General features: G+C 64.2%; 21 protein-coding genes and 1 tRNA gene. 16 read left to right on the top strand and 6 right to left on the bottom strand.

What is annotated here, in order from left to right; translation table 11 throughout:
- The first annotated feature begins 192 nt into the window (after window positions 1–192).
- The gene (locus tag LB520_RS26600; RefSeq protein ID WP_224639919.1) at window positions 193–1,860 is read left to right on the top strand and encodes an FAD-dependent oxidoreductase; all 1,668 of its coding nucleotides are present in this window, start codon (window positions 193–195) and stop codon (window positions 1,858–1,860) included.
- 123 nt (window positions 1,861–1,983) lie between these two features.
- Complete coding sequence (locus tag LB520_RS26605; RefSeq protein WP_224639920.1) at window positions 1,984–2,292, top strand: UBP-type zinc finger domain-containing protein; 309 nt, start codon at window positions 1,984–1,986, stop codon at window positions 2,290–2,292.
- A gap of 33 nt (window positions 2,293–2,325) precedes the next feature.
- Here LB520_RS26605 and LB520_RS26610 read toward each other — a convergent pair whose 3' ends face one another.
- On the bottom strand, window positions 2,326–2,505 hold the full coding sequence (locus tag LB520_RS26610; protein ID WP_224611264.1) for a hypothetical protein: 180 nt from the start codon (window positions 2,503–2,505) through the stop codon (window positions 2,326–2,328).
- Between the two features lie 569 nt (window positions 2,506–3,074).
- Here LB520_RS26610 and LB520_RS26615 point away from each other — a divergent pair.
- From LB520_RS26615 to LB520_RS26645, 7 genes are all read left to right on the top strand, one after another.
- On the top strand, window positions 3,075–4,061 hold the full coding sequence (locus LB520_RS26615) for a Gfo/Idh/MocA family protein (protein ID WP_224639922.1): 987 nt from the start codon (window positions 3,075–3,077) through the stop codon (window positions 4,059–4,061).
- A gap of 40 nt (window positions 4,062–4,101) precedes the next feature.
- Complete coding sequence (locus tag LB520_RS26620) at window positions 4,102–5,757, top strand: FAD-binding dehydrogenase (protein WP_224639923.1); 1,656 nt, start codon at window positions 4,102–4,104, stop codon at window positions 5,755–5,757.
- A gap of 105 nt (window positions 5,758–5,862) precedes the next feature.
- Window positions 5,863–6,183 carry a hypothetical protein gene (locus tag LB520_RS26625; protein WP_224639924.1) on the top strand — a complete coding sequence of 107 codons (321 nt, stop codon included), beginning with the start codon at window positions 5,863–5,865 and terminating at the stop codon, window positions 6,181–6,183.
- A gap of 35 nt (window positions 6,184–6,218) precedes the next feature.
- The gene (locus tag LB520_RS26630; protein WP_224639925.1) at window positions 6,219–7,106 is read left to right on the top strand and encodes an RNA polymerase sigma factor; all 888 of its coding nucleotides are present in this window, start codon (window positions 6,219–6,221) and stop codon (window positions 7,104–7,106) included.
- 370 nt (window positions 7,107–7,476) lie between these two features.
- Window positions 7,477–11,490, top strand: coding sequence for a Pls/PosA family non-ribosomal peptide synthetase (locus LB520_RS26635; RefSeq protein WP_224639926.1), 4,014 nt, complete (start codon window positions 7,477–7,479; stop codon window positions 11,488–11,490).
- On the top strand, window positions 11,487–11,966 hold the full coding sequence (locus LB520_RS26640; RefSeq protein WP_224639927.1) for a GNAT family N-acetyltransferase: 480 nt from the start codon (window positions 11,487–11,489) through the stop codon (window positions 11,964–11,966). Before LB520_RS26635 ends, LB520_RS26640 begins: the two co-directional genes overlap by 4 nt.
- Window positions 11,963–12,613 (top strand): 4'-phosphopantetheinyl transferase, encoded by a 651-nt coding sequence (locus LB520_RS26645; protein WP_224639928.1) that lies wholly within the window; start codon window positions 11,963–11,965, stop codon window positions 12,611–12,613. The genes LB520_RS26640 and LB520_RS26645 overlap by 4 nt, the downstream gene beginning before the upstream one ends.
- Window positions 12,614–12,733: 120 nt before the next feature.
- Here LB520_RS26645 and LB520_RS26650 read toward each other — a convergent pair whose 3' ends face one another.
- The 3 genes from LB520_RS26650 to LB520_RS26660 all read right to left on the bottom strand — a co-directional run bounded on the left by LB520_RS26650 (window position 12,734) and on the right by LB520_RS26660 (window position 15,353).
- Window positions 12,734–13,261: a dihydrofolate reductase family protein gene (locus LB520_RS26650; protein ID WP_224639929.1), complete on the bottom strand. Its 528-nt coding sequence runs from the start codon at window positions 13,259–13,261 to the stop codon at window positions 12,734–12,736.
- 240 nt (window positions 13,262–13,501) lie between these two features.
- Window positions 13,502–13,578: transfer RNA gene (locus LB520_RS26655), tRNA-Arg, on the bottom strand.
- 281 nt (window positions 13,579–13,859) lie between these two features.
- The gene (locus LB520_RS26660) at window positions 13,860–15,353 is read right to left on the bottom strand and encodes a sensor histidine kinase (protein WP_095767953.1); all 1,494 of its coding nucleotides are present in this window, start codon (window positions 15,351–15,353) and stop codon (window positions 13,860–13,862) included.
- A gap of 254 nt (window positions 15,354–15,607) precedes the next feature.
- Between LB520_RS26660 and rpmH the strand changes: the two genes are divergently transcribed.
- From rpmH to yidC, 3 genes are read left to right on the top strand one after another with little or no spacing between them, the layout of a single operon-like run.
- Entirely contained in the window at window positions 15,608–15,742 is a 135-nt protein-coding gene (gene rpmH, locus LB520_RS26665; RefSeq protein ID WP_008833937.1) for a 50S ribosomal protein L34, read from the top strand.
- A 16-nt stretch (window positions 15,743–15,758) separates the two neighbouring features.
- Window positions 15,759–16,112 (top strand): ribonuclease P protein component, encoded by a 354-nt coding sequence (gene rnpA / locus LB520_RS26670; RefSeq protein ID WP_095767954.1) that lies wholly within the window; start codon window positions 15,759–15,761, stop codon window positions 16,110–16,112.
- 13 nt (window positions 16,113–16,125) lie between these two features.
- The gene (gene yidC / locus LB520_RS26675; protein ID WP_224549563.1) at window positions 16,126–17,955 is read left to right on the top strand and encodes a membrane protein insertase YidC; all 1,830 of its coding nucleotides are present in this window, start codon (window positions 16,126–16,128) and stop codon (window positions 17,953–17,955) included.
- Between the two features lie 198 nt (window positions 17,956–18,153).
- Here the strand turns inward: yidC and secB are convergent, their stop codons facing one another.
- Complete coding sequence (gene secB, locus LB520_RS26680; RefSeq protein ID WP_095767956.1) at window positions 18,154–18,657, bottom strand: protein-export chaperone SecB; 504 nt, start codon at window positions 18,655–18,657, stop codon at window positions 18,154–18,156.
- 351 nt (window positions 18,658–19,008) lie between these two features.
- Window positions 19,009–19,503, bottom strand: coding sequence for an FxsA family protein (locus LB520_RS26685; RefSeq protein ID WP_140847526.1), 495 nt, complete (start codon window positions 19,501–19,503; stop codon window positions 19,009–19,011).
- 201 nt (window positions 19,504–19,704) lie between these two features.
- Here LB520_RS26685 and LB520_RS26690 point away from each other — a divergent pair, with 201 nt between their 5' ends.
- Genes LB520_RS26690 through LB520_RS26705 form a run of 4 tightly spaced genes read left to right on the top strand, consistent with a single transcriptional unit; the run spans window position 19,705 to window position 22,447 of the window.
- On the top strand, window positions 19,705–20,412 hold the full coding sequence (locus LB520_RS26690) for a Tim44/TimA family putative adaptor protein (protein ID WP_224639930.1): 708 nt from the start codon (window positions 19,705–19,707) through the stop codon (window positions 20,410–20,412).
- 23 nt (window positions 20,413–20,435) lie between these two features.
- The gene (locus tag LB520_RS26695) at window positions 20,436–21,539 is read left to right on the top strand and encodes a murein transglycosylase A (protein ID WP_224639931.1); all 1,104 of its coding nucleotides are present in this window, start codon (window positions 20,436–20,438) and stop codon (window positions 21,537–21,539) included.
- Window positions 21,536–22,060, top strand: coding sequence for a Smr/MutS family protein (locus LB520_RS26700; RefSeq protein WP_140847517.1), 525 nt, complete (start codon window positions 21,536–21,538; stop codon window positions 22,058–22,060). The genes LB520_RS26695 and LB520_RS26700 overlap by 4 nt, the downstream gene beginning before the upstream one ends.
- A gap of 24 nt (window positions 22,061–22,084) precedes the next feature.
- Window positions 22,085–22,447 carry a helix-turn-helix domain-containing protein gene (locus LB520_RS26705; protein ID WP_224633791.1) on the top strand — a complete coding sequence of 121 codons (363 nt, stop codon included), beginning with the start codon at window positions 22,085–22,087 and terminating at the stop codon, window positions 22,445–22,447.
- The last annotated feature ends 24 nt before the right edge of the window (window positions 22,448–22,471 follow it).

A 22,471-nucleotide genomic window follows, 5' to 3' on the forward strand; every position in this document is an offset into this window, starting at 1 on the left:
GCTCTTGGCACTGGTGCTGTTACTGTGGCATCGCCCAAAGTGATGGTCACTCGTCAACCCCATGGGCTGATGGGCGGGATAACTGCTGCGTCGCCGTTCGTACCGGCTTTCATTCTGGGCCAACCTCCCCTTCCGGCCAGTCCCCGAACAAACCGCTTCAAACCCGCCGCGCCGGGCGCTACGGTCAGCCGCATGGCCCCTTCCGTCAGCCCGACCATCGCCGCCCGCCGCGACCAGATGTTTCCCGTGCTCACTGACGAGGACATCGGACGCATGCGCCGTTTCGGCGAGGCACGCGCCTATGCCGCCGGCGACCACATCGTGACGGCCGGCACGGTCTCGCCTGGGCTGATCCTCATCCTGTCGGGCAAGGTCGACATCACCCAGGCCGGGGGGCTTGGCCCGCGCGAGGCGATCATCAGCTACGGTGCCGGCAATTTCGTCGGTGAGCTGGCGCAATTGTCGAACCGGCCGTCGCTGGTCAATGCCGAGGCGGTCGAGCCGGTCGAGGCGATCGTCATCCCCTCGCAGCGCCTGCGCGACCTGATGGTGCAGGAGGCCAATCTCGGTGAGCGCGTCATGCGGGCGCTGATCCTGCGCCGGGTCGGCCTGCTCGAAAGCGGCGCCAGCGGGCCGGTCGTCATCGGTCCGCCCGGCAATGGCGACGTGCTGCGGCTGCAGGGCTTTCTGCGCCGCAGCGGACTTCCCCATCGCGCTCTCGATTCCGACACCGACCCTTGCGCCAAAACGCTGATCGAGCGGTTTCATGTCGACCCGCACCACCTGCCGATCGTGCTGTGTCCGAACGGCAAGCTGATGCACAATCCGGGCGAGACCGAGCTTGCCCGCTGCGTCGGCCTGCTGCGGCCGATCGATGCCGAAAAAATCTACGACGTGGCGATCGTCGGCGCCGGGCCGGCGGGGCTGGCGGCCGCGGTCTATGCCGCCTCGGAAGGGCTGTCGACCATCGTGCTCGATTGCCGCGCCTTCGGCGGACAGGCAGGCGCCTCGGCGCGCATCGAAAACTATCTCGGCTTCCCGACCGGAATCACCGGCATGGCGCTGATGGCGCGCGCCTATAACCAGGCGCAGAAATTCGGCGTCGAGATGGTTATCCCCGACGAGGCGAAGCTGCTGGACGACGCTGGCGACGGCGCCCGCTACCAGCTTGCCCTCGGCGATGGCGAAACGGTGCGCTCGCGCGCGGTGGTGATCGCCAGCGGCGCGCGCTACCGCCGCCTCGATATTGCCAACCTCGCGCAGTTCGAGGGCACCTCGGTGCATTACTGGGCCTCGCCAATCGAGGCCAGGCTTTGCCTGGACCAGGAGGTGGCGCTGGTGGGCGCCGGCAATTCGGCCGGCCAGGCGGCCGTCTATCTGGCGAGCCAGGTGCGCAAGGTGACGCTGCTGGCGCGTCGCGACAGCCTCGACGCTACCATGTCTCGCTATCTGGTCGAGCGCATCAAGGCACAGCCCAACATCGAGGTGCTGACCGAGACCGAGGTCGCGGCGCTGGAGGGGCACGACGGCAATCTCGAGCGGCTGCACTGGCGCAACCGGGCGACCGGCGAAAAGACGACGCGCGCCATCCGCCACCTCTTCCTGTTCATCGGCGCCGACCCGAACACCGATTGGCTTGCGAACTGCAACGTGGCGCTGGATGCCAAGGGTTTTGTGCGCACCGGGCCGGACACGACACCGGGGCACGGGCTGATGGAGACCAGCCGCAGCGGCGTGTTCGCCATCGGCGACGTGCGCTGCGGCTCGACCAAGCGCGTCGCTGCCGCCGTCGGCGAAGGCGCGCAGGTGGTTGCGGCGCTGCATGCCTATCTGGCGCGGGACGGCGCCGCTAGACCGTGATGGCGGTTCGTTGAATCGCCATCACGGTCCAACTCTTTGTTGGAGCAAGATCTTTCTCCGAAAACCGGTCCCACTTTTCGGGATGATGCTCTAGAACCAATAGGCCAAACCGGCCAGGAGACCATGATGGATGAATGCAGGCATACGAAGGACATCAAAAAGGTCACGCCGAGCGCGCTCGGCTGCGAGGAATGCCTGAAGAGCGGCTCCTGGTGGGTGCATCTGAGGCTCTGCCGGACCTGCGGCCATGTCGGCTGCTGCGACGACTCGCCCAACCGCCACGCGACGAAGCATTTTCATGCCACGCAGCATCCGATCATCGAGGGCTACGACCCGCCGGAAGGCTGGGGCTGGTGCTTCGTCGACGAGGTGTTCATCGATCTCGAAGGCGATACGACGCCGCAGAATGGCCCGATCCCGAAATTTGTTTGACGGTGCACGGCAGCCGGCCGGGCGACGCCTTGTTCAGCGCACCGAACCCGTCACGGTCGGATCAACGGCATCGGGCACGGATTTGCGCTCATTGCCGGCGAAGATGCCGATGAGGAGAAGGCTGAGCACAACCGGCACAAACAGGATGGCGACGCGCGCCTGCACATAGAAGATGGCGCGCCATTCGTTTCGCTTTTCGGGGCTATCGTTCATCATGCTCGCTCTGTTGTGCCTCCCGGGGAGGGGACATAGAGACGAAGCGTTAAACATCTCCTTCCGATTCGGTTAACGGACGACGATCTGCTGCATCGCAAAGGGCAGCGCTGCCCCTCTCGTCCGCTGTGCGGTCAACTCTCCCCACTTCGTCTACGCTATGCACACATCTTCTGTGAGTGACTGGTGAGGCCGAGGCTTGATTGCCATGTGGTTCCCCCAATCCGTCGCTGCTTCGCAGCGCCACCTTTCCCCCCTCCGGAGGGAAAGGAAGGGAGCCTTGCTGGACGGGCGTTGACGGCAAAAAGCTTGGCGCCTTTCCTCTACCCAGTCGATCGGGGGAGAGGTGGCTCGGCGAAGCCGAGACGGAGTGGGGGTCGACCAGCGCAGCATAAGACAATACATGCGCCAAGCTGCCATGCACGCCGTCGCCAAGACCAGCCGCTTGGAAATTGATGCATGCCGTAGCCCACTGCGCGGGGCGAGGAAGGGCGCGCCGCCTCACGCATTGGCTTTTCCGCCGATTTCAGGCAAACCTCGTCGCCTGTAAACCGACACGGAGAAGCGTGATGTTCCGATGGGGTGTTCTGTCGACGGCGAAGATCGGCCGCGAGCAGCTTTTGCCGGCAATCGTGGAGTCGGAGAACGGCGTCCTCTCGGCGATCGCCAGCCGCGACTTGTCGAAAGCCAAGGCACTGGGCGAGCGTTTCGGCGCCCGTCATGCCTTCGGCTCCTATGAGGAACTGCTCGCCTCCGAGGAGGTCGACGGCGTCTACATCCCGCTGCCCACCTCCCAGCATGTCGAATGGACGGCGAAAGCGATCGAGGCCGGAAAACATGTGCTGGTCGAGAAGCCGCTGGCGCTCGACGCCAAGGACATTCCGCCGCTGATCAGGCTGCGCGACGAGAAGAAGGTGCTGGTCTGCGAGGCCTTCATGGTCGTCTATCACCCGCAATGGATCAAGGTGCGCGACCTGATCGCAAGCGGCGCCATCGGCCGGCTGCGCCATGTGCAGGGCGCGTTCTCCTATTACAATGTCGACCCCAAGAACATGCGCAACCAGCTCGATCTCGGCGGCGGCGCGCTGCCCGACATCGGCGTCTATCCGACCGTGTCGACGCGCTTTTCGACCGGCAAGGAGCCGCTGCGGGTGCAGGCGACGATCGAGCGCGACAAGACTTTCGGCACCGACATCTATTCCTCGATCCGAGCCGACTTCGGCGATTTTGAGCTGTCCTTCTACCTGTCGACGCAGATGGCGGCGCGGCAGGTGATGGTGTTCCACGGCGAGAAGGGCTTCATCGAGGTTTTCGCCCCGTTTAACGCTGGCCTTTACGACCACCACCGCATCGAGCTGCACAACCAGAACCACAGCGAGGCGCAGGTATTCCGCTTTCCGGGCACGCAGCAATACCGGCTGGAATGCGAAGCCTTCGTGCGCGCCGCGCAGGGCGGCAAGGACCGCGTCTTCACGCTGGAGGAATCGGTGCTCAACCAGAAAGTCATCGACGCCATCTTCCGCGCCGGCGACAAAGACGGCTGGGAGCCCGTCTGAGACGTCGCGATAAGTTTGCCGGCTAGTTCTGGGAGGAAAAATGGCTGACGCGGACGTGATCATTGTCGGCGCGGGGCTGGCCGGCCTCGTCGCCGCGACGGAGTTGGCGGAGGCCGGCAAGAAAATCATCATCGTCGACCAGGAGCCGGAACAGTCGCTCGGCGGCCAGGCCTTCTGGTCGTTCGGCGGGTTGTTCCTGGTCGATTCGCCGGAGCAGCGGCGCATGCGCATCCGCGATTCGCACGACCTCGCGCTCGAGGACTGGATGGGCACGGCCGCCTTCGACAGGCCGGAGGATTTCTGGCCGCGCAAATGGGCGGAGGCCTATGTCGGCTTCGCCGCAGGCGAGAAGCGCTCCTGGCTGATCGAGCGCGGCTTGAAATTCTTCCCCGTGGTCGGCTGGGCCGAGCGCGGCGGCGGCAATGCGACCGGCCACGGCAATTCGGTGCCGCGCTTCCACATCACCTGGGGCACCGGGCCCGGCGTGCTCGAACCTTTCGTGCTGCGCGTGCGCGAAGCGCAGAAGCGCGGGCTCGTCCAGTTCAAGTTCCGCCACCGGGTCAACGAGATCATCCGCACCGGCGATACAGTGACGGGCGTGCGCGGCGATGTGCTGGAACCGAGCAGCGTCGAGCGCGGCCGCAAGAGCGCGCGCGCCGCGACCGGCGATTTCGAGCTCCATGCGCAAGCGGTGATCGTCGCCTCCGGCGGCATCGGCGGCAATCACGAGCTGGTGCGCCAGAACTGGCCGCAACGCCTTGGCGCGCCGCCGAAGCGGATGATCACCGGCGTGCCGGATCATGTCGACGGCCGCATGCTGGCGATCACCGAAGCGGCCGGCGGCAGGCTCATCAACCGCGACCGCATGTGGCACTATGTCGAGGGCATCAGGAACTGGGCGCCGATCTGGACCGAGCATGCGATCCGCATCCTGCCCGGCCCGTCCTCGCTCTGGCTCGACGCGCGCGGCAAAAGGCTGCCGGCGCCGCTCTATCCGGGCTTCGACACGCTGGGCACGCTCAGCCACATCATGAGCACCGGCTTCGACTATTCCTGGTTCATCCTGACCAGGAAGATCATCCAGAAGGAGTTCGCGCTGTCGGGCTCCGAGCAGAACCCGGACCTCACCGGCAAAAGCTGGCGGCAGGTGCTGGGCCGCGCGACATCGGGAATTCCCGCCCCGGTGAAGGCGTTCATGGAAAAGGGCGAGGATTTCATCGTCGAGGCCGATCTTGCGAAACTGGTGGCGCGGATGAACGCGCTGGCCGGCGGCGAGCCGCTGCTGGAGGTCGCCCAAATCGAGCGCGAGATCCGCGCCCGCGACATGCAGCTCGACAATCCGTTCTCCAAGGATGCGCAGATCACCGCGCTGCGCGGTGCGCGCGCCTATCTCGGTGACAGGCTGATCCGCACCGCCAAGCCGCACAAGATGCTCGATCCGGCGAACGGCCCGCTGATCGCGGTGCGCCTCAACATCCTGACCCGCAAGACGCTGGGCGGGCTGCAGACCGACCTCGATAGCCGCGTGCTCAATGCCGCCGGCCAGCCGGTGCCGGGGCTTTATGCGGTGGGCGAGGTCGCCGGCTTCGGCGGCGGCGGCGTGCATGGCTATGCGGCGCTGGAAGGCACCTTCCTCGGCGGCTGCATTTTTTCGGGGCGCAGCGCCGGGCGGGCGGCGGCGAAGGCGGTCGCCTGAGCGGTTATCCCCCCTTGAGGCGGTTTAGGGGGAAATTTTTTGTGTCCACGCGAATCCTTTGACCCGCACGAAACGTCTTCCTCATACCAACCGAAGGAGACGACAATGACCTACAATCTGATCCGCTACGGCGTGAAGGACACCAGCATCGCCGAGAACCGGGCGCTGGTGGCTAAAGTGTTCGAGGCGCTGGATGAAACGCAGCCGCAATCGGTGCGCTATCTGGTGCTCGAACTGGAGAATGGCGAATTCGTCCACCTCGTCGGCTACGACAAGGACAGCTCGGCGTTGACCGAACTCGACGCTTTCAAGGCGTTCGGCGCCGATCATGCCGCGCGGCGTGCGACGCCTCTTGTGAGGGCGCCGGCGAAGATCGTCGGGAATTATCGTATGCTGGCCAAGGCCTATGAAGCCGTGCCCGCCTGATCCGGCACGGCCTCGGCAAGGCGAGAAAGAGGACGATGAGCTCAGCAGGGTTCGGCCGTGCGGAACTTGACGCCATGCTCGTCGGCCTGCGGCCGAAACTTCACCGCTACGCCGCCCGCATGGCCGGCTCGTCGATCGAGGGCGAGGACATCGTGCAGGAGACGGTTGTAAAGGCGCTTGCCGCGTATGATGGCGGCGCCCGCGTCGAGCGCCTCGAGCAGTGGCTGTTCCGCATCGCCCACAATGCGGCGCAGGATCATCTGCGCCGCCGCCAGCGGGAGCGCTCACGTATCACCGAAACCGACATGACGACGATTGAGGATCTCTCGGCCAGCGCCGAGGCGAGGCTTGCGGCGGCAGCAAGCCTGCGCACGTTCATGCAACTCACGCCGGCGCAGCGCAGCGCCGTGGTCCTGATCGACGTGCTCGGTCTCAGCCTTTCCGAAACCTGCGAGGTGACGGGAGCGACTTTGGCTGCAACCAAGGCGGCGCTGCATCGCGGCCGGGCAGAGCTGAAGGCGCTGGCCGCCCGAACGGACCAAGTGGCCATGCCGAAGCTCGACCGGGAGGAGGAGCGCCGGCTGCGCCGCTATGTCGACCTGTTCAACGCGCGCGACTTCGACGGGGTCAGGACGCTGATCGCCGAGGACGTCCAGGTCGACGTCCTCAATCGCGCCCGCCTCAACGGCAAGAAGGAAGCCTCGACTTATTTCGGCAATTACGACCGCCTCGGCGACTGGGCGCTGTCGCTCGGCTTCGTCGATGGCCGGCCGGCGATCCTGATCCGCAACCCGCAGGCGCACGATGCGGTGCGCGGCTTCATGCTGATCGACTGGCGCGGCGATGAGGTCGTGCGCATCCGCGATTTCCGCTACGTGCCGTACTGCGTCGCCGAGGCGGATATCTGCTTGCTTACCAATTGAGCTGCGAAGCGATCACGGTTCGAATAGAACCGAGCGCGTTTCTTTGCTGGCGTTAGCCACCGCCTTGATCGCCCTGCTCGACGGAGCGAACGGAAAGGCCAATGCCGGCAAGGGCTGAATAGAGGCGATCAGGTGTCGTCGCTGGGACGGCGCTCCGTCACATCATCGTGAACGTCACGTGGCATGAATTGCCGATCGGAACGCCATCTCAAATCCGCCGCAAAGGCAAATCAACTGGCCCGTCATCGCCAGCCAATTGTCTTTTCGCCAATCACGGCATAGTGCGAGCCATCACGAGCTCGCGGGTCCTCCAATGTCTCTGAATGAAGCAAGCAAGCCCGCCAAGAAAAACGCGCCCAAAGCCAAACTAGTGACGGAATCGCCACCGCGCGATCAGATCCTGATCGGCCCCGATTTCATCCATAAGGGCGAGCCGCATGAGAGGCTTGACCGCTTCTTCGGCGATCTGGCGAGCCGCTTCGACGCAGCACCGGCGGTGATTTCCGGCGGCCGGCCCTGGTCATATCGCGAGCTGAACAGCCGCGCCAACCAGTTCGCGCATCTGCTGATCGAGCGCGGCGTGAAGCCGGGCGACAGGATAGGCCTTTTGCTGGATCGCTCGGCCGAAACCTATATCGCTATCCTTGCCGTGATGAAGGCAGGGGCGGCCTTCGTCCCTTTAGCCACCGCCTTCCCCGAAGATCGCATGGTGATGATCATCGAGGACGCCAATGTCACGATGGTAATCAGCGTCTCCGGTTATGCCGCGCGCGTGGCGCGCCTGCCGGTTCCGCATATCTCGATCGACTCGGCGGAATCCGAAATCGCCCTCAAGCCGGAAACGGCGCCCCTGCCGGAGGGCAGCCACGACCAGACCTGCTACATTCTCTACACCTCCGGCACCACGGGCAAGCCGAAAGGCGTGGTCATCACGCATCAGAGCTTCTGCAACTTCATCCGCGTCGCCGCAGCATCCTACGGTTACCAGCCGGGCGACCGCGTGTACCAGGGTATGACCATCGCCTTCGACTTCTCCTCGGAGGAGATCTGGGTGCCCTTTGCCGCCGGCGCCACGGTCGTGCCGGCCCCTGGCCAGCAGCCCCTCGTTGGCGAGGAGCTTGCCAGCTTCCTGCGCGAGCATCACATCACCTGCATGGCCTGCAGCCCGACGCTTTTGTCGTCGATCGAGAGCGACGCGCCCAGCCTGCGCACGATCCTGGTCGGCGGCGAAGCCTGCTCGCAAAAGCTCGTGGTGCGCTGGGCGAAGCCCGGCCGCCAGATCCTGAACACCTATGGCCCGACCGAGGCGACGGTCACCGCCACCATGGGCTTGCTGACGCCGGACGAAGCGGTGACCATCGGCAGGCCGCTGCCCACCTATTCGATAGCCATTCTCGACCCCGAAAAGCCGAAGGTGCTGACCGACGACGCACTGGGCGAGATCTGCATCGGTGGCATGGGCGTTGCGGTAGGCTACCTCAATCGGCCGGAACTCACCGAGCAGCGATTCATCAAGGATTTCATCGGCCTGCCGAACAATCCCAGCGGCCGCCTCTACCGGACGGGCGATCTCGGCCGCATCAACGGCAAGGGCGAGATCGAATATCACGGCCGCATCGACACGCAGGTGAAAATCCGCGGCTACCGCATCGAGCTGGGCGAGATCGAGGCCGTGCTGCTGGAACAGCCGGGTATCGCGCAGGCGGCGGTCACGACGTGGGAGATCGAGCCCGAGCGCACGGAACTGGTCGCCTATTACGCCCCCAGGAGCGGCGGCGACAGTGTGGATCGCACCACGCTCGTGCGGGAACTCAAGCAGCGGCTGCCCGACTACATGGTTCCGGCCTATCTGGAGCAGCTGCCCGCGATCCCGATGACCGTCTCCAACAAGGTCGACCTGAGAAAGCTGCCAAAGCCGACCAGCGCGCGCGTCGCGGCCGGCCATGCGATGATCGACCCGCGCAACGAGGTCGAGAGGTTTCTGGTCGACACGCTGCAGGATGTGCTGAAATTCGAGGACATCTCCATCGAAGACCACTTCTTCGACGACCTCGGCGCGAACTCGCTGTTGATGGCGAGGTTCTGCGCGCGCATCCGCTCCCGCAAGGCCTGGTCGACGACCTCGATGCGCGACGTCTACCTGCATCCCACGGTCGCGAAGCTCGCCGAGCACCTGCGCGCGCCGCAGATGGCCGCGGTTGCTGCGAGCGAGCCGATGCTGACGCATCGGGCTTCCAGCTTTGCCTATTGGAGCACGGGCTTTGGGCAGCTCATGTTCTACGCGCTCTACAGCTACGGCTCGCTCTGGGCGATCAATGACGGGCTCAACTGGGTCTATGACGCGCTGGACGACCCGGTGCAGCTCTATCTGCGCTGCGTTCTGTTGTCCGCCAGCGTCTTCTTCGGGCTCAGCGGTTTTGCCATCGTCGCCAAATGGCTGCTGGTCGGCCGCTGGAAGGCCGAGACGTTCCCGATCTGGGGCTGGCGTTATTACCGCTTCTGGGTCGTCAAGACGTTGGTTCGCAGCGCGCCGGTGGTGCTGTTCCGCGGCAGCCCGCTATACAGCCTCTATTTGCGCCTGCTCGGCGCCCGGCTCGGCAACCGCACCGTTATCGAGTGCCGGTCCGTTCCGGTCTGCACCGACCTGATCAGCATCGGCGACAATTCGATCCTGCGCAAGGATTCCATGATCCTGGGCTTCCGCGCCCAGGCGGGCTACATCCACACCGGCCCGCTCGACATCGGCCACAACGCTTTCGTCGGCGTCGGCTCGACGCTGGACATCGACACCCGCATCGGCGACGGCGCCCAGCTGGGCCACGCTTCGTCGCTGCATCGCGGACAGGCGATCCCTGCCGGCGAGCGCTGGCACGGATCGCCGGCGATTGCGACCGAGGCGGACTATTGCACGGTTCCCAACGTGCCGCTGTCGCGAGCGCGCCGGATCATCTACGAGGCGATCCAGCTCTTCATCCTCTTCGCCATCGTCACGCCGTTCCCGCTTCTGTTCCACACCTACTGGGAGAATGTCGGCGACGACTATCAGGAGACCATCGGCATCGTGGCGATCGGCACCACGGTGACGCTGGCGGGCTTCATCATCGGCGGCGTGCTGCTGGCGGCCATCGTGCCGCGGCTGTTCAACCTCATGCTGAAGCCCGGTCGAGACTATTCGCTCTACGGCTTCCACTACTGGCTGCAATCGATGCTGGAGCTGGTCAGCAACGTGCGACTGCTGAACGTGCTGTTCGGCGACAGCTCGGCCGTCGTCTACTATTTGCGCGCCATCGGCTGGCGGCTGAACAAGGTGAACCAGACCGGGTCGAATTTTGGCACCAACCAGCGGCATGAAAACCCGCAGCTCAGCGAGATCGGCTCGGAAACGATGGTCTCCGACGGCCTGTTCATGGTCAACATGCAGAAGTCCGCCAACTCCTTCCGTCTCGAGCATACGCGGGTCGGCGAGCGCAACTTCTTCGGCAACAACATCATCTATTCGCCGGATTCCCGCACCGGCGACAATTGCCTGCTCGGGACCAAGGTGCATGTACCGGTCGATGGTCCCGTGCGCGAGAATGTCGGGCTGCTGGGGTCGCCGCCCTTTGAAATCCCGCGCATGGTCAATCGCGACAAGGAGCTTCTCGGATTGATCTCCGACCAGGAGCGCCACCGCCGGCTGCCGCTGAAGAACCTCCACAATCTGGTCACCGCGCTGCTGTTCTTGGCCGCGCAGTGGCTGATCCTGTTCCTGACGCTCGCCATCTGGGACAGGGCGCTCAACTACTACAACGAGTGGGAGCAGACGGCGCTGTTCGTGGCGGTGGTGCTGACCACGGCGATCGGCATTCCGTTCTACATCTTCCTCGAACGGGCCAGCCTCGGTTTCCGCCGGCTGAAGCCCAGGATGGCCACTATCTACGACCCGGTCTTCTGGCGCCACGAACGCCATTGGAAGCTGTCCGATTCGCCGATCATGGGCCTGTTCACCGGCACCCCGTTCAGGCCGCTGATCCTGCGTCTGGTGGGCGTGAAGGTCGGGCGGCGCGTCTATGACGGGGGAAGCATCATCACCGAGCGGTCGCTGGTGGAGATCGGCGACGACGTGACGCTCAACGAGGGCTGCGTCATCCAGGCGCATTCGCTGGAGGAAGGCGCGTTCAAATCCGACTATATCCGCATCGGTAATGGCTGCACGCTCGCCTCGGCCGCTTTCATCCACTACGCGGTGGTAATGGGCGAGGGATCAGTGGCGGACCTCGATTGCTTCGTCATGAAGGGCGAAGTGCTGGAGCCCAACACCGTGTGGCGCGGCAACCCGGCCAAGCTCTATGGCGTGGTGACGCCGATCGACGCGAGCGCGATCGAGATCGGGCAGAAACAGTGACGCGTTCGGCCGAAGCGCGGACGGGCGACCGCCAGGTTGTCCTGCGGCCTGTCGGCGAGGACAACCGGGCGGCGATCCTGGCGCTCGAGCTGATGCCCGAGCAGCAAGGCTTCGTCGCCTCGAATGCCGACTCGCTGGAAGAGGCCGGGGAAGACGACGAGGCCCTCGCCCGCGCTGTCGTTGCGGCCGGGCGCGTCGTCGGATTCCTGATGTACAGCGCTCCAGACGACGATGACGAGGCGATTATCTACCGTTTCATGATCGACCGCCGCGAACAGGGCAAGGGCCTTGGCCGTGCCGCGGTTGCCCGGGCGCTGGAGGAGATCGCGCAGCTCGGCCACATACGCCGCGTCTCGATCTGTTATGAACCGGACAACGAGGCGGCGCGCCGGCTCTATGCCGGCTTCGGTTTCGTCGAGACGGAACTGGACGAGGATGGCGAGATGATTGCCGTGCTCCAATTGAGCAGCAAGTGATCACACGGCCGGACGACGCGCGACCGGACATCGAGAGCGCCGTCGAGCAGGCGCTGGCCGGCCTCGCGCAGCCCGGCCTCGTCACCGGCTGCCGTCTTATTCGTGCCGGCGACGAGCAATACATCCTGCCGGCGGAAGGCGCTTCCATCGCCACGCGCGAACAGAGGGCGCGCGCCGCCACTGGAGCAGGCCGTCAGGTCGCGCATGAATTGCTGCGGCGCCTGAGCTGTGCGGATCTCGCCGTCTTGCGGAGCCAATTGGGAAACCCGATCTGGCCTGCAGGTATCGTCGGTTCAATTGCGCATGACGACGAACTTGCCGTGGCGGTCGCCGCGCGATCCGACGCGATGAGAAGCGTGGGCGTCGACATCGAGCCTGCCCTGCCCCTGCCGCACGACCTCCAAGGCATGGTGGCAACGCCGCAGGACCGCCTGGGCGATCTTGATTCCGGTATAGGCAGCCGCATTCTGTTTGCGATCAAGGAGGCGGTCTACAAGGCCTCATTTCCGCTCGACGCCCGGGTGCTGGGCTTTGAGGACATCGCCGTCGATCTCGCCTCGGGCGAGGCGGTCACTTCATCCGGCAATCGGTTGACCGTGCGCTTCACCATCTCGCCCAGAATCCTGGCGCTAGCTTACCCGGCATAGGCGCGCCGGGCCCTGCCCTGACATTTCAGGGTGGGCGTTTGAACGACGAATAGCGTCCGAAGATTCGAACTGCGGGCCTCGAATAAGCGGTCTGGCGGAGGGCGCGTCGGACGACGGAGATCAGGCGGGAGCGTAGGCTAACCTGATCACATTCTCGATCCGATCATGAGCCATCAGGCGCAGCGGCGGCCGGGGCCCGGCGAAATACGGCTTGCCGTGACCAAGCACCACGGGGTGCAGGTAGATCCGATACTCATCGATCAGGCCCAGTTCAGTGAGGCTTCGCGCCAAATCCGGGCCGGCGACTTCGATCTCGCCGGCGCGCTCGGCTTTCAGCTTGCGGATAGCGCCTTCGAGATCACCCTCGACAAGACTGGCATTGGGCCCGACGGACTTCAACGAGCGCGAGACGACCCATTTCGGCTGGTTCCGCCACGCTGCGGCAAAGGCCCGCTCGTCCGCATTCCATTCGGGATGCTCGTCGTCCCAGTAGCGCATGACCTCATACATGCGGCGACCGTAAATGCTGCCCGCCTGGCGCTCGGCCTCCTCGACGAAGTGGCGAAAGAGCGTGGGGCTCGGCCCGAAGGCCGTGTGATCGACGTAGCCGTCCAGCGACTGGTTCATTCCGAACACGAGCTTGGCCATTGCCTTCCCCATACGCATCCGCGTAATCTGATTGCGTTGTGCAATCGGTTCAGATTAGATCGACTGATTTCATTTTGCAATTAGTTTTGGCCCATATAAGAACGCAACACGGCTCGGGCCGGATGATCGCCCGATCCTTTGCTGCAGTTCTCCCAACCGCGCAAATCCATCCGACGATGCAGAGCCGTTTCAAAACGGCCATTTGAAAACGGTGGGATTCAGCTAAATATCTGAAATTGTTGGCGCGCCCGAAGAGATTCGAACTCCTGACCCCCAGATTCGTAGTCTGGTGCTCTATCCAGCTGAGCTACGGGCGCGCAACAGGCCGTGCATGAAACAGGCCCCGCGATCCGGTCGAGAATGCCGGCCGCGATGTGGAGTGTTCCCTAACGACTGAATTTGCGAAAAGCAAGCCGATCCGGCAAAAGTTTTGTCGCAGGTGGTTTTGCCGCGCCTGAGGTGTATCGAGATTCAGGTCAGGCCGAGTCGAAAATGGTGGTTTCTGAGAACCGGAGCGGAGCGTACTTAAAGTACGTGAGCACCGGAAGCGGAGGAAGCCGCCATTTGCAGGCCGGCCTCACCTGAATATCGGCATACCTCAAGCCGGGCGGCGCAGGCCGTTGCGCGCCTGATCGAGCCGCACCGGCTGATCGGGAATGGTGACGGCGAAGACGGTGCGGCCGCCGATCGATTCGACCAGCTCGACCGTGCCGCCATGAGCGCGGATCAGCTCGTGCGCGATCGCTAGGCCAAGCCCCGTGCCGCCGCTGCGCGCCGAGCCGCGGAAGGCGGCGAACAGGTTCTCGCGCGCCTTGGGCGGCAGGCCGGGTCCGGTGTCGGTGACGGTGATGCGGCTGACGCTGCCCTGGCGCTCGGCCGCGACCGCCAGCCGGCGCACCACCGCGCTTTCGGTGTCGGCGGCCATCGCCTGCACGGAGTTGCGGCAGAGATTGGTGAGCACCCGGAACAGCTGGTCGGAATCGGCATCGACCTCGAAGGCGTGCTCGATGGCGTTGATGAACTCGATGCCCTCCTCGATGTCGAGCAGGCCGTGCACGTCGTCGACCAACTGGCGCAGTCGCACGCGGCGGCGCGACGGCGCCGGCTCCTGCGTACGGCCATAGTGAAGCACACCTTCGGAGTAGGAGACGGCGCGGTCGAGGGCGCGCAGAAGCTTCGGCGCGAAGGCCTGCACGGTCGGGTCCTTCACCTGGCGCAGGCGATCCGACATCAGCTGCGCGGACGCCAGGATGTTGCGCATGTCGTGGTTGATCTTGGAGACGGCCAGGCCGAGATCCGCGAGATGCTTCTGCTCCGACAGCATCTTCTGCAGCCGGTCCTGCATCTGCGACAGCTCGCGTTCGGCGACCCCGATCTCGTCGGCGCGGTCGGCGGGGCGGATGACGCGGCCTGGATCGTCGGGCGCCTCGGAGAAGGCCAGGATCGAGCGCGTCATGGTGCGAATCGGCCCGATCATGATCAGGTCGATCGCCGCATAGACCAGCATGGCGGTGAACAGCGAGATGAGCAGCGAGACGACGGCGACGTTGCGCGAGTATCGGAGCATAGCGTCGCGCAAACGGTAGTCCGGCATGATCAGCTCGAATTCCTTGTCGCTGTCGCCGACCGGGCCGAAGACGCGCAGCATGCGCTTGCCGCCGAAGAACAGCGTGTCGAGCGCGCCGGTCATGCCGTTGATCAGGCCGACATTGGCGATATCGATGTGCGCGTCGACCTGTGGCGGCATGTCGGCGACCACCAGAAGCCGTGAGACGCCGCCGTCACGCACGGCGATCGCCTTGGCGCCGATCGCCATCAGCACATCGTTCTGGGCGTTGTGCGACAGCGAGTTGGGCTCGCCCTGCAACAGCACGATCGACACCGCGGCGGCTGTGCTCAGGCGCTCCTTCAGCCAGTTCACCCGGTAGCTGGCGATCCAGGGCAGGAAGATCAGGATTTCAGCCAGCAGCACGAAGGCGATGGTAAGTAAAAGCAGCTTGGTCGACAGACCGCGCGACAACGGCACCCGGCGCGACGAATTCGCCGCCGCCGGCTGTGCCTTCTCGTTCGTGGGCAGAGTTTCACTCGTCATTGACGCGCATTCACAAAGGCTTGATCGGCCAAGATTATGCGATTTGCGGTCTTTTTGCCAATTTCATCGTCGGCTGCGCGAAAAATGCCTCGCGGCGGGGCGCATTGACTTCCAAAGACCTTCTTTCTATAAGCCCGCTCACGCTCGGGCCATTCGTCCCGGCGCGGTTTCGATCGCGCCTAGGCCGGCCCGGCAAAGCTCCTGTTACACAGTGACAGAATCAAGAAGGGCCGCACCCCGCGGTATTAAAACAAATGAAGCGTACCTACCAACCGTCCAAGCTCGTCCGTAAGCGCCGGCATGGTTTCCGTGCCCGCATGGCCACCAAGGGTGGCCGTGGCGTCGTTGCCGCCCGTCGCAACCGCGGCCGCAAGCGGCTCAGCGCCTGAACGAAAGACGAGATCGTTGCCCGCACCCGGCAAGCCACAGGGGAAAACTCCCGGGCGGCTTCTGAAACGCGCGGATTTCTTGGCTGTGCGCGGCGGCGAGAAACGCCGCGGGCGGCTTTTTCTCGTTGAAGTTCTCGACCGCGGCGATGACCTTGCGCCGCGCGTCGGCTACACAGTCACCAAGAAGGTCGGCAACGCCGTGGTGCGCAACCGCGTCCGGCGGCGGCTGAGGGAAGCCGTGCGCGTTCATGCCGCCGATGACATGGCGCCCGGCAATGACTATGTCATCGTCGGGCGTGAAGACGTGCTTGCCATTCCCTTCGGCCAGTTGAAGGCCGAGCTCTCCCGCCGGCTGCGCGGAACACGATAGGCCAAGGGCTTCGATGGAAAACAACCGCAATTTCTTCATCACCATCGCGCTGTCGGTGCTGATCCTGACGCTCTGGCAGGTGTTCTACATGAACCCGCGCATGGAACAGCAGCGCGAGCAGGCACGCGTCGAGCAACAGCGCGTCGAGGCGCAGAAGAAGGAAGCGCAGGGCACCAATCCAGGCGCGGCCGGAACGCCGGCCCCGACCGCCGGCGCCATCCCCAGCGCGCCCGGCAGCGACAGCGTGACCGCGGCCAGCCGCGACCAGGCGATTGCCGCCACCAAGCGCGTCAAGATCGACACGCCCAGCCTCGAGGGCTCGATCAACCTGACCGGCGCGCGCCTCGACGACCTGAGGCTCAAGCACTACACCGAGACGGTCGACAAGAACTCGCCCGAGATCGAGCTGCTCAACCCGTCGTCGCTGCCCAATGGCTATTTCGCCGAGATCGGCTTCGTCGGCAACGACACCACCGGCACTGTGCCCGGCGCGGATACGGTGTGGAGCGTCGACGGCAATCCGACGCTGACGCCCTCGACGCCGGTGACGCTGACCTTCACCAACGACAAGGGCCTGACGTTCAAGCGCACCATCTCGATCGACAACGAATACATGTTCACCGTTTCCGACACGGTGCAGAATTCGGGAACGGCCGCCGTCTCGCTCTACAATTACGGGCGCGTCACCCGTTTCGACAAGCCGGCCGTCGCCAGCACCTATGTGCTGCATGAGGGCCTGATCGGCGTGACCGGCAGCGAGGGGCTGCAGGAATACAAATACGCCAAGATCGAGAAGGACAAGGAATACACGCCCAGCAAGTCGACCAATGGCTGGCTCGGCATCACCGACAAATACTGGGCCGTGACGCTCATCCCGACGGAGAAGCAGCCCTTCCAGCCGAAATTCTCCTATTTCGAGTTCAAGGACGGGCCGCACAGCCACAGCTACCAGTCCGACTATCTGTCCGACGCGATCAGCGTCGCGCCCGGCCAGTCGACGACGGTCGAATCCGAGATCTTTGCCGGCGCCAAGGAAGTCTCGACCATCAACGCCTATGCCAAGGACCGGCAGATCCGCCAGTTCGACCTTTTGATCGACTGGGGCTGGTTCTATTTCATCACCAAGCCGATGTTCTGGCTCATCGACACGCTCTACAAATTCTTCGGCAATTTCGGGCTGGCGATCCTCGCCACCACCGTCGTCGTCAAGGCCATCTTCTTCCCCCTCGCCAACAAGTCCTATGCCTCGATGGCGAACATGAAGAAGGTGCAGCCGAAGATGGTCGAGATCCGCGAGAAATACGCGGACGACAAGATGAAGCAGCAGCAGGCGATGATGGAGCTCTACAAGACCGAGAAGATCAATCCGCTGGCCGGCTGCTGGCCGGTGGCGCTGCAGATCCCGGTCTTCTTCTCGCTCTACAAGGTGCTCTACATCACCATCGAGATGCGGCATGCGCCGTTCTTCGGCTGGATCCACGACCTCGCGGCGCCGGATCCGACCTCGATCTTCAACCTGTTCGGCCTGCTGCCGTTCGCGGCGCCGGCCTTCCTGCCGCATATGGGCGCCTGGGCGGTGGTCATGGGCATCACCATGTTCCTGCAGATGCGCATGAACCCGGCGCCGCCGGACCCGACGCAGGCGGCGATCTTCACCTGGATGCCGGTGATCTTCACCTTCATGATGGGCAGCTTCCCGGCCGGCCTCGTCATCTACTGGGCCTGGAACAACACGCTGTCGATCCTGCAGCAGGGCGTGATCATGAAGCGCCAGGGCGCCAAGATCGAGTTGTGGGACAATCTGGCATCGATTTTCCGCAAGAAACCATCGCCGGCGGAATAGAGGCTCCTGAACTGCTAAGACGAAAAAACCCCGGCAACGTTTTGTCGGGGGTTTTTGTTGATCAGGCCCAGCGATCAGCCGTCAACCTTCGAAATTGGGCATGGCCATGTTCCCGGCTTCATTCCAGGGCGGAGCAAGCAGCGAAAAAAAAGCCCGGCGCTAAGCCGGGCTTTCGATAGGGTGTAGCGCCGGTTAGCCTCAGCTCACCTGGACCTTGCCAGCTGCAGCCTGGTCCTCGGCGATGCGCTGCTGGAACATCTGCGCGAAATCGATCGGATCGAGCATCAGCGGCGGGAAGCCGCCATTGCGGGTGGCGTCGGCGACGATCTGGCGGGCGAAGGGGAACAGAAGCCGCGGGCATTCGATGAACAGCAGCGGCAGCATGTGCTCCTGCGGGAAGCCGCTGATGGCGAAGACGCCGCCATAGACCAGCTCAACATTGAACAGCACTTCCTGGTCGAAGGAGGCCTTGGCGTTCAGCGTCAAATTGACGTCGAACTGCTTGTCCGAGAGCGGGTTGGCGTTGACATTGACATTGATTGCGATGCCCGGAGCCTTGTCGCGGCCGCGCAGCGAATTCGGGGCGCCGGGGCTTTCGAAGGATAGGTCCTTCACATATTGCGCAAGCACATTGAGCGAGGGCTGGTTTTGGGTGCCGTTGCCGTTGGCGGCGCCGGTCGCGGCGTCATCGTTGCTGGCCATGAGTCTTTAAGTCCTTTTGCCTGGGCAGCATTGCTGACCGGATTGAAATCGCGGGTTCGCTACCATGCTCGGCCGGACAAAACAAGTTTTGCCGCCCTCATCGGCGGAAGGAACAGGACAGCGCGAACGGCGGGGATTGGCAGGAGCCTCCCAAACTCGTCATTCCAGGGCGGAGCAGCCGCGAAGCGGCGTCGCGGAGACCCTGGAATCCATTCCGTGACCCGAGCCGTGCAATGCGGCGGAGCAGAATTTTGCACCGCGGCAACACTCGGAAGTTACCGGATCCTGTGGGCTGCGCGGTACGCTCGCTTCCCGCTCCGCCCAAGGACGAACCGGTAGGCGTTTTGGCCCTTAATCGTTCTTCAGCCGCCGCCAGGGCGAATTGTGGTCCGGCCGGTCCGGATAATCGTCGCGCGAATAGTCGCTGTCGTCGAGGTCGATGACATTGTTGCGGCGGCGCGCCGAAAAGCCGCGGCTGAAGCTGGTCGCCATGACGATGCGGTTCTTCAGCAGGCGCCAGGCGAAGTCGCGCACCGGCGGCAACAAGAGAAGAATGGCGAAGAAATCGGTGATGAAGCCCGGAATGATCAAAAGGATCGCCGCCAGCACGATCATCGCCCCATGCGCGAGCTGGCGGCTGGGATCGCGCCCGGCATCCATCTCCGCCCGCACCCGCGCCATGACGCCAAAACCCTGAAGCCTCAGCAGCAGGCTGCCCGCGACGCTGGAAAGGATGACCAGCCCGACCGTAGCCAAAGCCCCGATCTCGCGGCCGACGACGACGAAGCCGGCGATCTCCAGAAGCGGCAGCAGGAGCAGGAACAGCGGGATGAACGAGATGCGCAAGTCTTGACCGATCGCTTTCTTCTTTTGCGGCGCTGACGGACAATCGCCGCTGGCCTTGGCGCCTTTAGATAGGTATGGCTGCCTTTGATTTGAATGATTGCGCCTGCCGTTCTATATGCTTTGGGTGTTGAACGCTATGCGACCGCGGTCCCCAGGGGTTACGCCGGTCCGGCACGGACAGGGATCGAGTTGGCGGAAAATATGGGTTTCTTCGACTTCGGCACGATTTTCTTTCTGATTGCGGCGGTTGTGATCTTTTTCCAGCTGCGCAACGTGCTTGGACGTCGCACCGGAAACGAGCGCCCGCCCTTCGATCCTTATTCGGCGAGCCGCACGCGCGAGGCCGACGCGGCGCAAAAGCCTGAAAATGTGGTGTCGCTGCCGCGCAAGCGCGCGCCGGGCGAAACCGCGCCAGAGATCTATGCCGATATCGACGCCTTCGCCAAACCCGACACCGATCTCAACAAGGGCCTGCGCTCCATCAAGGACAACGATCCGTCCTTCGATCCCAAGACCTTCGTCGACGGCGCCAAGATGGCCTATGAGATGATCGTCATGGCCTATGCCGACGGCGACCGTAAGACGCTGAAGAACCTTTTGTCGCGCGAAGTCTATGATGGTTTCGTCGCCGCGATCGGCGACCGCGAGGCCAAATCGGAGAAGATCCAATCCTCCTTCGTCGGCATCGACAAGGCCGACATCGTCGCCGCCGAAATGAAGGGCTCGGAAGCGCATATCACGCTGCGCGTCGTCTCCGAGCTGATCTCGGCGACCCGCGACAAGGCCGGCGCCGTCATCGACGGCGACCCTGAAACGGTGGCCGAGGTCAAGGATGTCTGGACCTTCGCCCGCGACACCCGCTCGCGCGACCCGAATTGGAAGCTTGTCGCCACCGAAGAAGAAGATTGAGATCAAGCGGCGGGGCCCCAGTCGTGCCGCTCTCTTCCGCATTCGGCATAAAATCCTTCAGCGACCTTCCGGGCTGGGGCGAAGATGACCATGCTGCGGCCTTCGCCGCGTTTCGCCGCTCGGCCTTCCACGCGCCGATAAAATCTTACCGCACCGGATCGCTCGGCGTCGATTTCAATGCTTTTGCCGATGCCTATGCCGAGGCGCGTGCCGTTTCGGCGCCGAGCAGGTCCGAGGCGCGATCCTTCTTCGAACGGCATTTCGTGCCGATGCTGGTCAAGGCCGAAAACGGCGCGGGTCTCGTCACCGGCTTCTACGAGCCCGAGGTCGAAGCCTCGCCGGTCAGGACCGGGCGATTCACCGTGCCGCTGCTGTCGCGCCCCGCCGACCTGATCGAAATCGACGACGGCAACCGGCCGGCCGGCATGGATGCCTATCTGGCCTTCGCCCGCCGGACCGATGGTGTTCCGGTCGAATATTTCGATCGCGGCGAAATCGAGCGCGGCGCGCTCGCCGGCCGGAACCTCGAGATCGCCTGGCTCGCCGAAAAGGTCGACGCCTTCTTCATCCACGTGCAGGGCGCAGCCAGGCTGAAGATGACAGACGGCAAGCTCTGCCGCGTCACCTACGCCGCCAAGTCCGGCCAGCGCTTCACCGGCCCCGGCAAGATCTTGAGCGATCTCGGCGAGATTCCGCTGGCAAAGGTAACGATGCAATCGATCCGAGCCTGGTTCAAGGCACATCCCGACCGGGTCGACGAGATCCTGTGGCGGAACCGCTCCTACATTTTCTTCCGCGAAGCCGCGGTCGACGATGCTTCGCTCGGCCCGATCGCCGCCGCCAAGGTGCCGCTGACGCCGGGCCGCTCGGTCGCGGTCGACCGCCTGCTGCACACATTCGGCACGCCCTTCTACATCGATGCGCCGACGCTTACCGCCTTCGATGAAAAACCGTTCCGGCGGCTGATGATCGCGCAGGACACCGGCTCGGCTATCACCGGTCCGGCGCGCGGCGATCTCTTCGCCGGCTCGGGCGACGCTGCCGGCGAGATCGCCGGCGTGGTCCGCAACGCGGCCGATTTCTATGCGCTGGTGCCGCGTGCGCTTCTGCATGGAGCGACCCGGTGAGCCGCCGCGACGATCATCTCAGCGACGACGACCGTATCCTGTGGAACCTGGTGGCGCGTTCGGCGCGGCCGCTGAAGGGCAAAACGGCCGTCGAGATCCCCGACATCGTCGAGCCCAAGCCTGAGACGCCCCGGCCTGCCGCCAATGGCGTAGCGGCCGTGGCCGCCAAGCCGAAGGCGCCGCATGTGGCGCATTCGCTCGACGACCAGACGCTGCACAAGCTGAAAAAAGGCCGGCTGCCGATCGAAGGCCGCGTCGACCTGCACGGCATGACGCAGGACGAGGCCTATTCGCTGCTGCTCACCTTCCTCAACCGCGCGCATGCCGGCGGCATCCGTTACGTGCTGATCATCACCGGAAAGGGGTCGTCCTCGGGCGGCGACGGCATACTGCGCCGCGCCGTGCCGGCCTGGCTGTCGACGCCCGCCTTCCGGCACCTCGTCTCCAGCCACGACCATGCCGCCCGCAATCATGGCGGCTCGGGCGCGCTCTATGTGCGGCTGCGGCGGATACGGTCATGAGGATTCGGCAATGAGCGGGCCGACATGACCCCGTTCGGCGAGAAGCTCAGGACGCTGCGCGCCGAGCGCGGCGTCAGCCAGAAGGCGATGGCCAAGGCCATCGGCGTCAGCGCCGCCTATCTTTCGGCGCTCGAGCACGGCCGCCGCGGCGCGCCGACCTGGACACTGATCCAGAAGATCATCGGCTACTTCAACATCATCTGGGACGACGCCGAGGATCTTGCCCGCCTCGCCGAGAGCTCGCATCCGAGGGTCAGGATCGACACATCCGGCCTGTCGCCGGCGGCAACCGAGCTGGCCAACCTTTTGGCCGAGAGCATCGAGAAGTTGGATGAGGCGGAGCTGAGGAAAATCACGGCGGCTGTCCGCGCTGCGCTGCGCGGATAGCTTGCCCTGATGAAACGGGGCGGC

The sequence above is a fragment of the Mesorhizobium sp. CA12 genome, assembly GCF_020165255.1.
GTDB lineage: Bacteria > Pseudomonadota > Alphaproteobacteria > Rhizobiales > Rhizobiaceae > Mesorhizobium.

What these genes read in the sequence shown, in the direction of transcription:
- LB520_RS26600 (WP_224639919.1), top strand. Translation starts at nt 193, where the DNA reads ATGGCCCCTTCCGTCAGCCCGACCATCGCCGCCCGCCGCGACCAGATG.
- LB520_RS26605 (WP_224639920.1), top strand. Translation starts at nt 1,984, where the DNA reads ATGATGGATGAATGCAGGCATACGAAGGACATCAAAAAGGTCACGCCG.
- LB520_RS26610 (WP_224611264.1), bottom strand. Translation starts at nt 2,505, where the DNA reads ATGAACGATAGCCCCGAAAAGCGAAACGAATGGCGCGCCATCTTCTAT.
- LB520_RS26615 (WP_224639922.1), top strand. Translation starts at nt 3,075, where the DNA reads ATGTTCCGATGGGGTGTTCTGTCGACGGCGAAGATCGGCCGCGAGCAG.
- LB520_RS26620 (WP_224639923.1), top strand. Translation starts at nt 4,102, where the DNA reads ATGGCTGACGCGGACGTGATCATTGTCGGCGCGGGGCTGGCCGGCCTC.
- LB520_RS26625 (WP_224639924.1), top strand. Translation starts at nt 5,863, where the DNA reads ATGACCTACAATCTGATCCGCTACGGCGTGAAGGACACCAGCATCGCC.
- LB520_RS26630 (WP_224639925.1), top strand. Translation starts at nt 6,219, where the DNA reads ATGAGCTCAGCAGGGTTCGGCCGTGCGGAACTTGACGCCATGCTCGTC.
- LB520_RS26650 (WP_224639929.1), bottom strand. Translation starts at nt 13,261, where the DNA reads ATGGCCAAGCTCGTGTTCGGAATGAACCAGTCGCTGGACGGCTACGTC.
- LB520_RS26660 (WP_095767953.1), bottom strand. Translation starts at nt 15,353, where the DNA reads ATGACGAGTGAAACTCTGCCCACGAACGAGAAGGCACAGCCGGCGGCG.
- rpmH (WP_008833937.1), top strand. Translation starts at nt 15,608, where the DNA reads ATGAAGCGTACCTACCAACCGTCCAAGCTCGTCCGTAAGCGCCGGCAT.
- yidC (WP_224549563.1), top strand. Translation starts at nt 16,126, where the DNA reads ATGGAAAACAACCGCAATTTCTTCATCACCATCGCGCTGTCGGTGCTG.
- secB (WP_095767956.1), bottom strand. Translation starts at nt 18,657, where the DNA reads ATGGCCAGCAACGATGACGCCGCGACCGGCGCCGCCAACGGCAACGGC.
- LB520_RS26690 (WP_224639930.1), top strand. Translation starts at nt 19,705, where the DNA reads ATGGGTTTCTTCGACTTCGGCACGATTTTCTTTCTGATTGCGGCGGTT.
- LB520_RS26705 (WP_224633791.1), top strand. Translation starts at nt 22,085, where the DNA reads ATGACCCCGTTCGGCGAGAAGCTCAGGACGCTGCGCGCCGAGCGCGGC.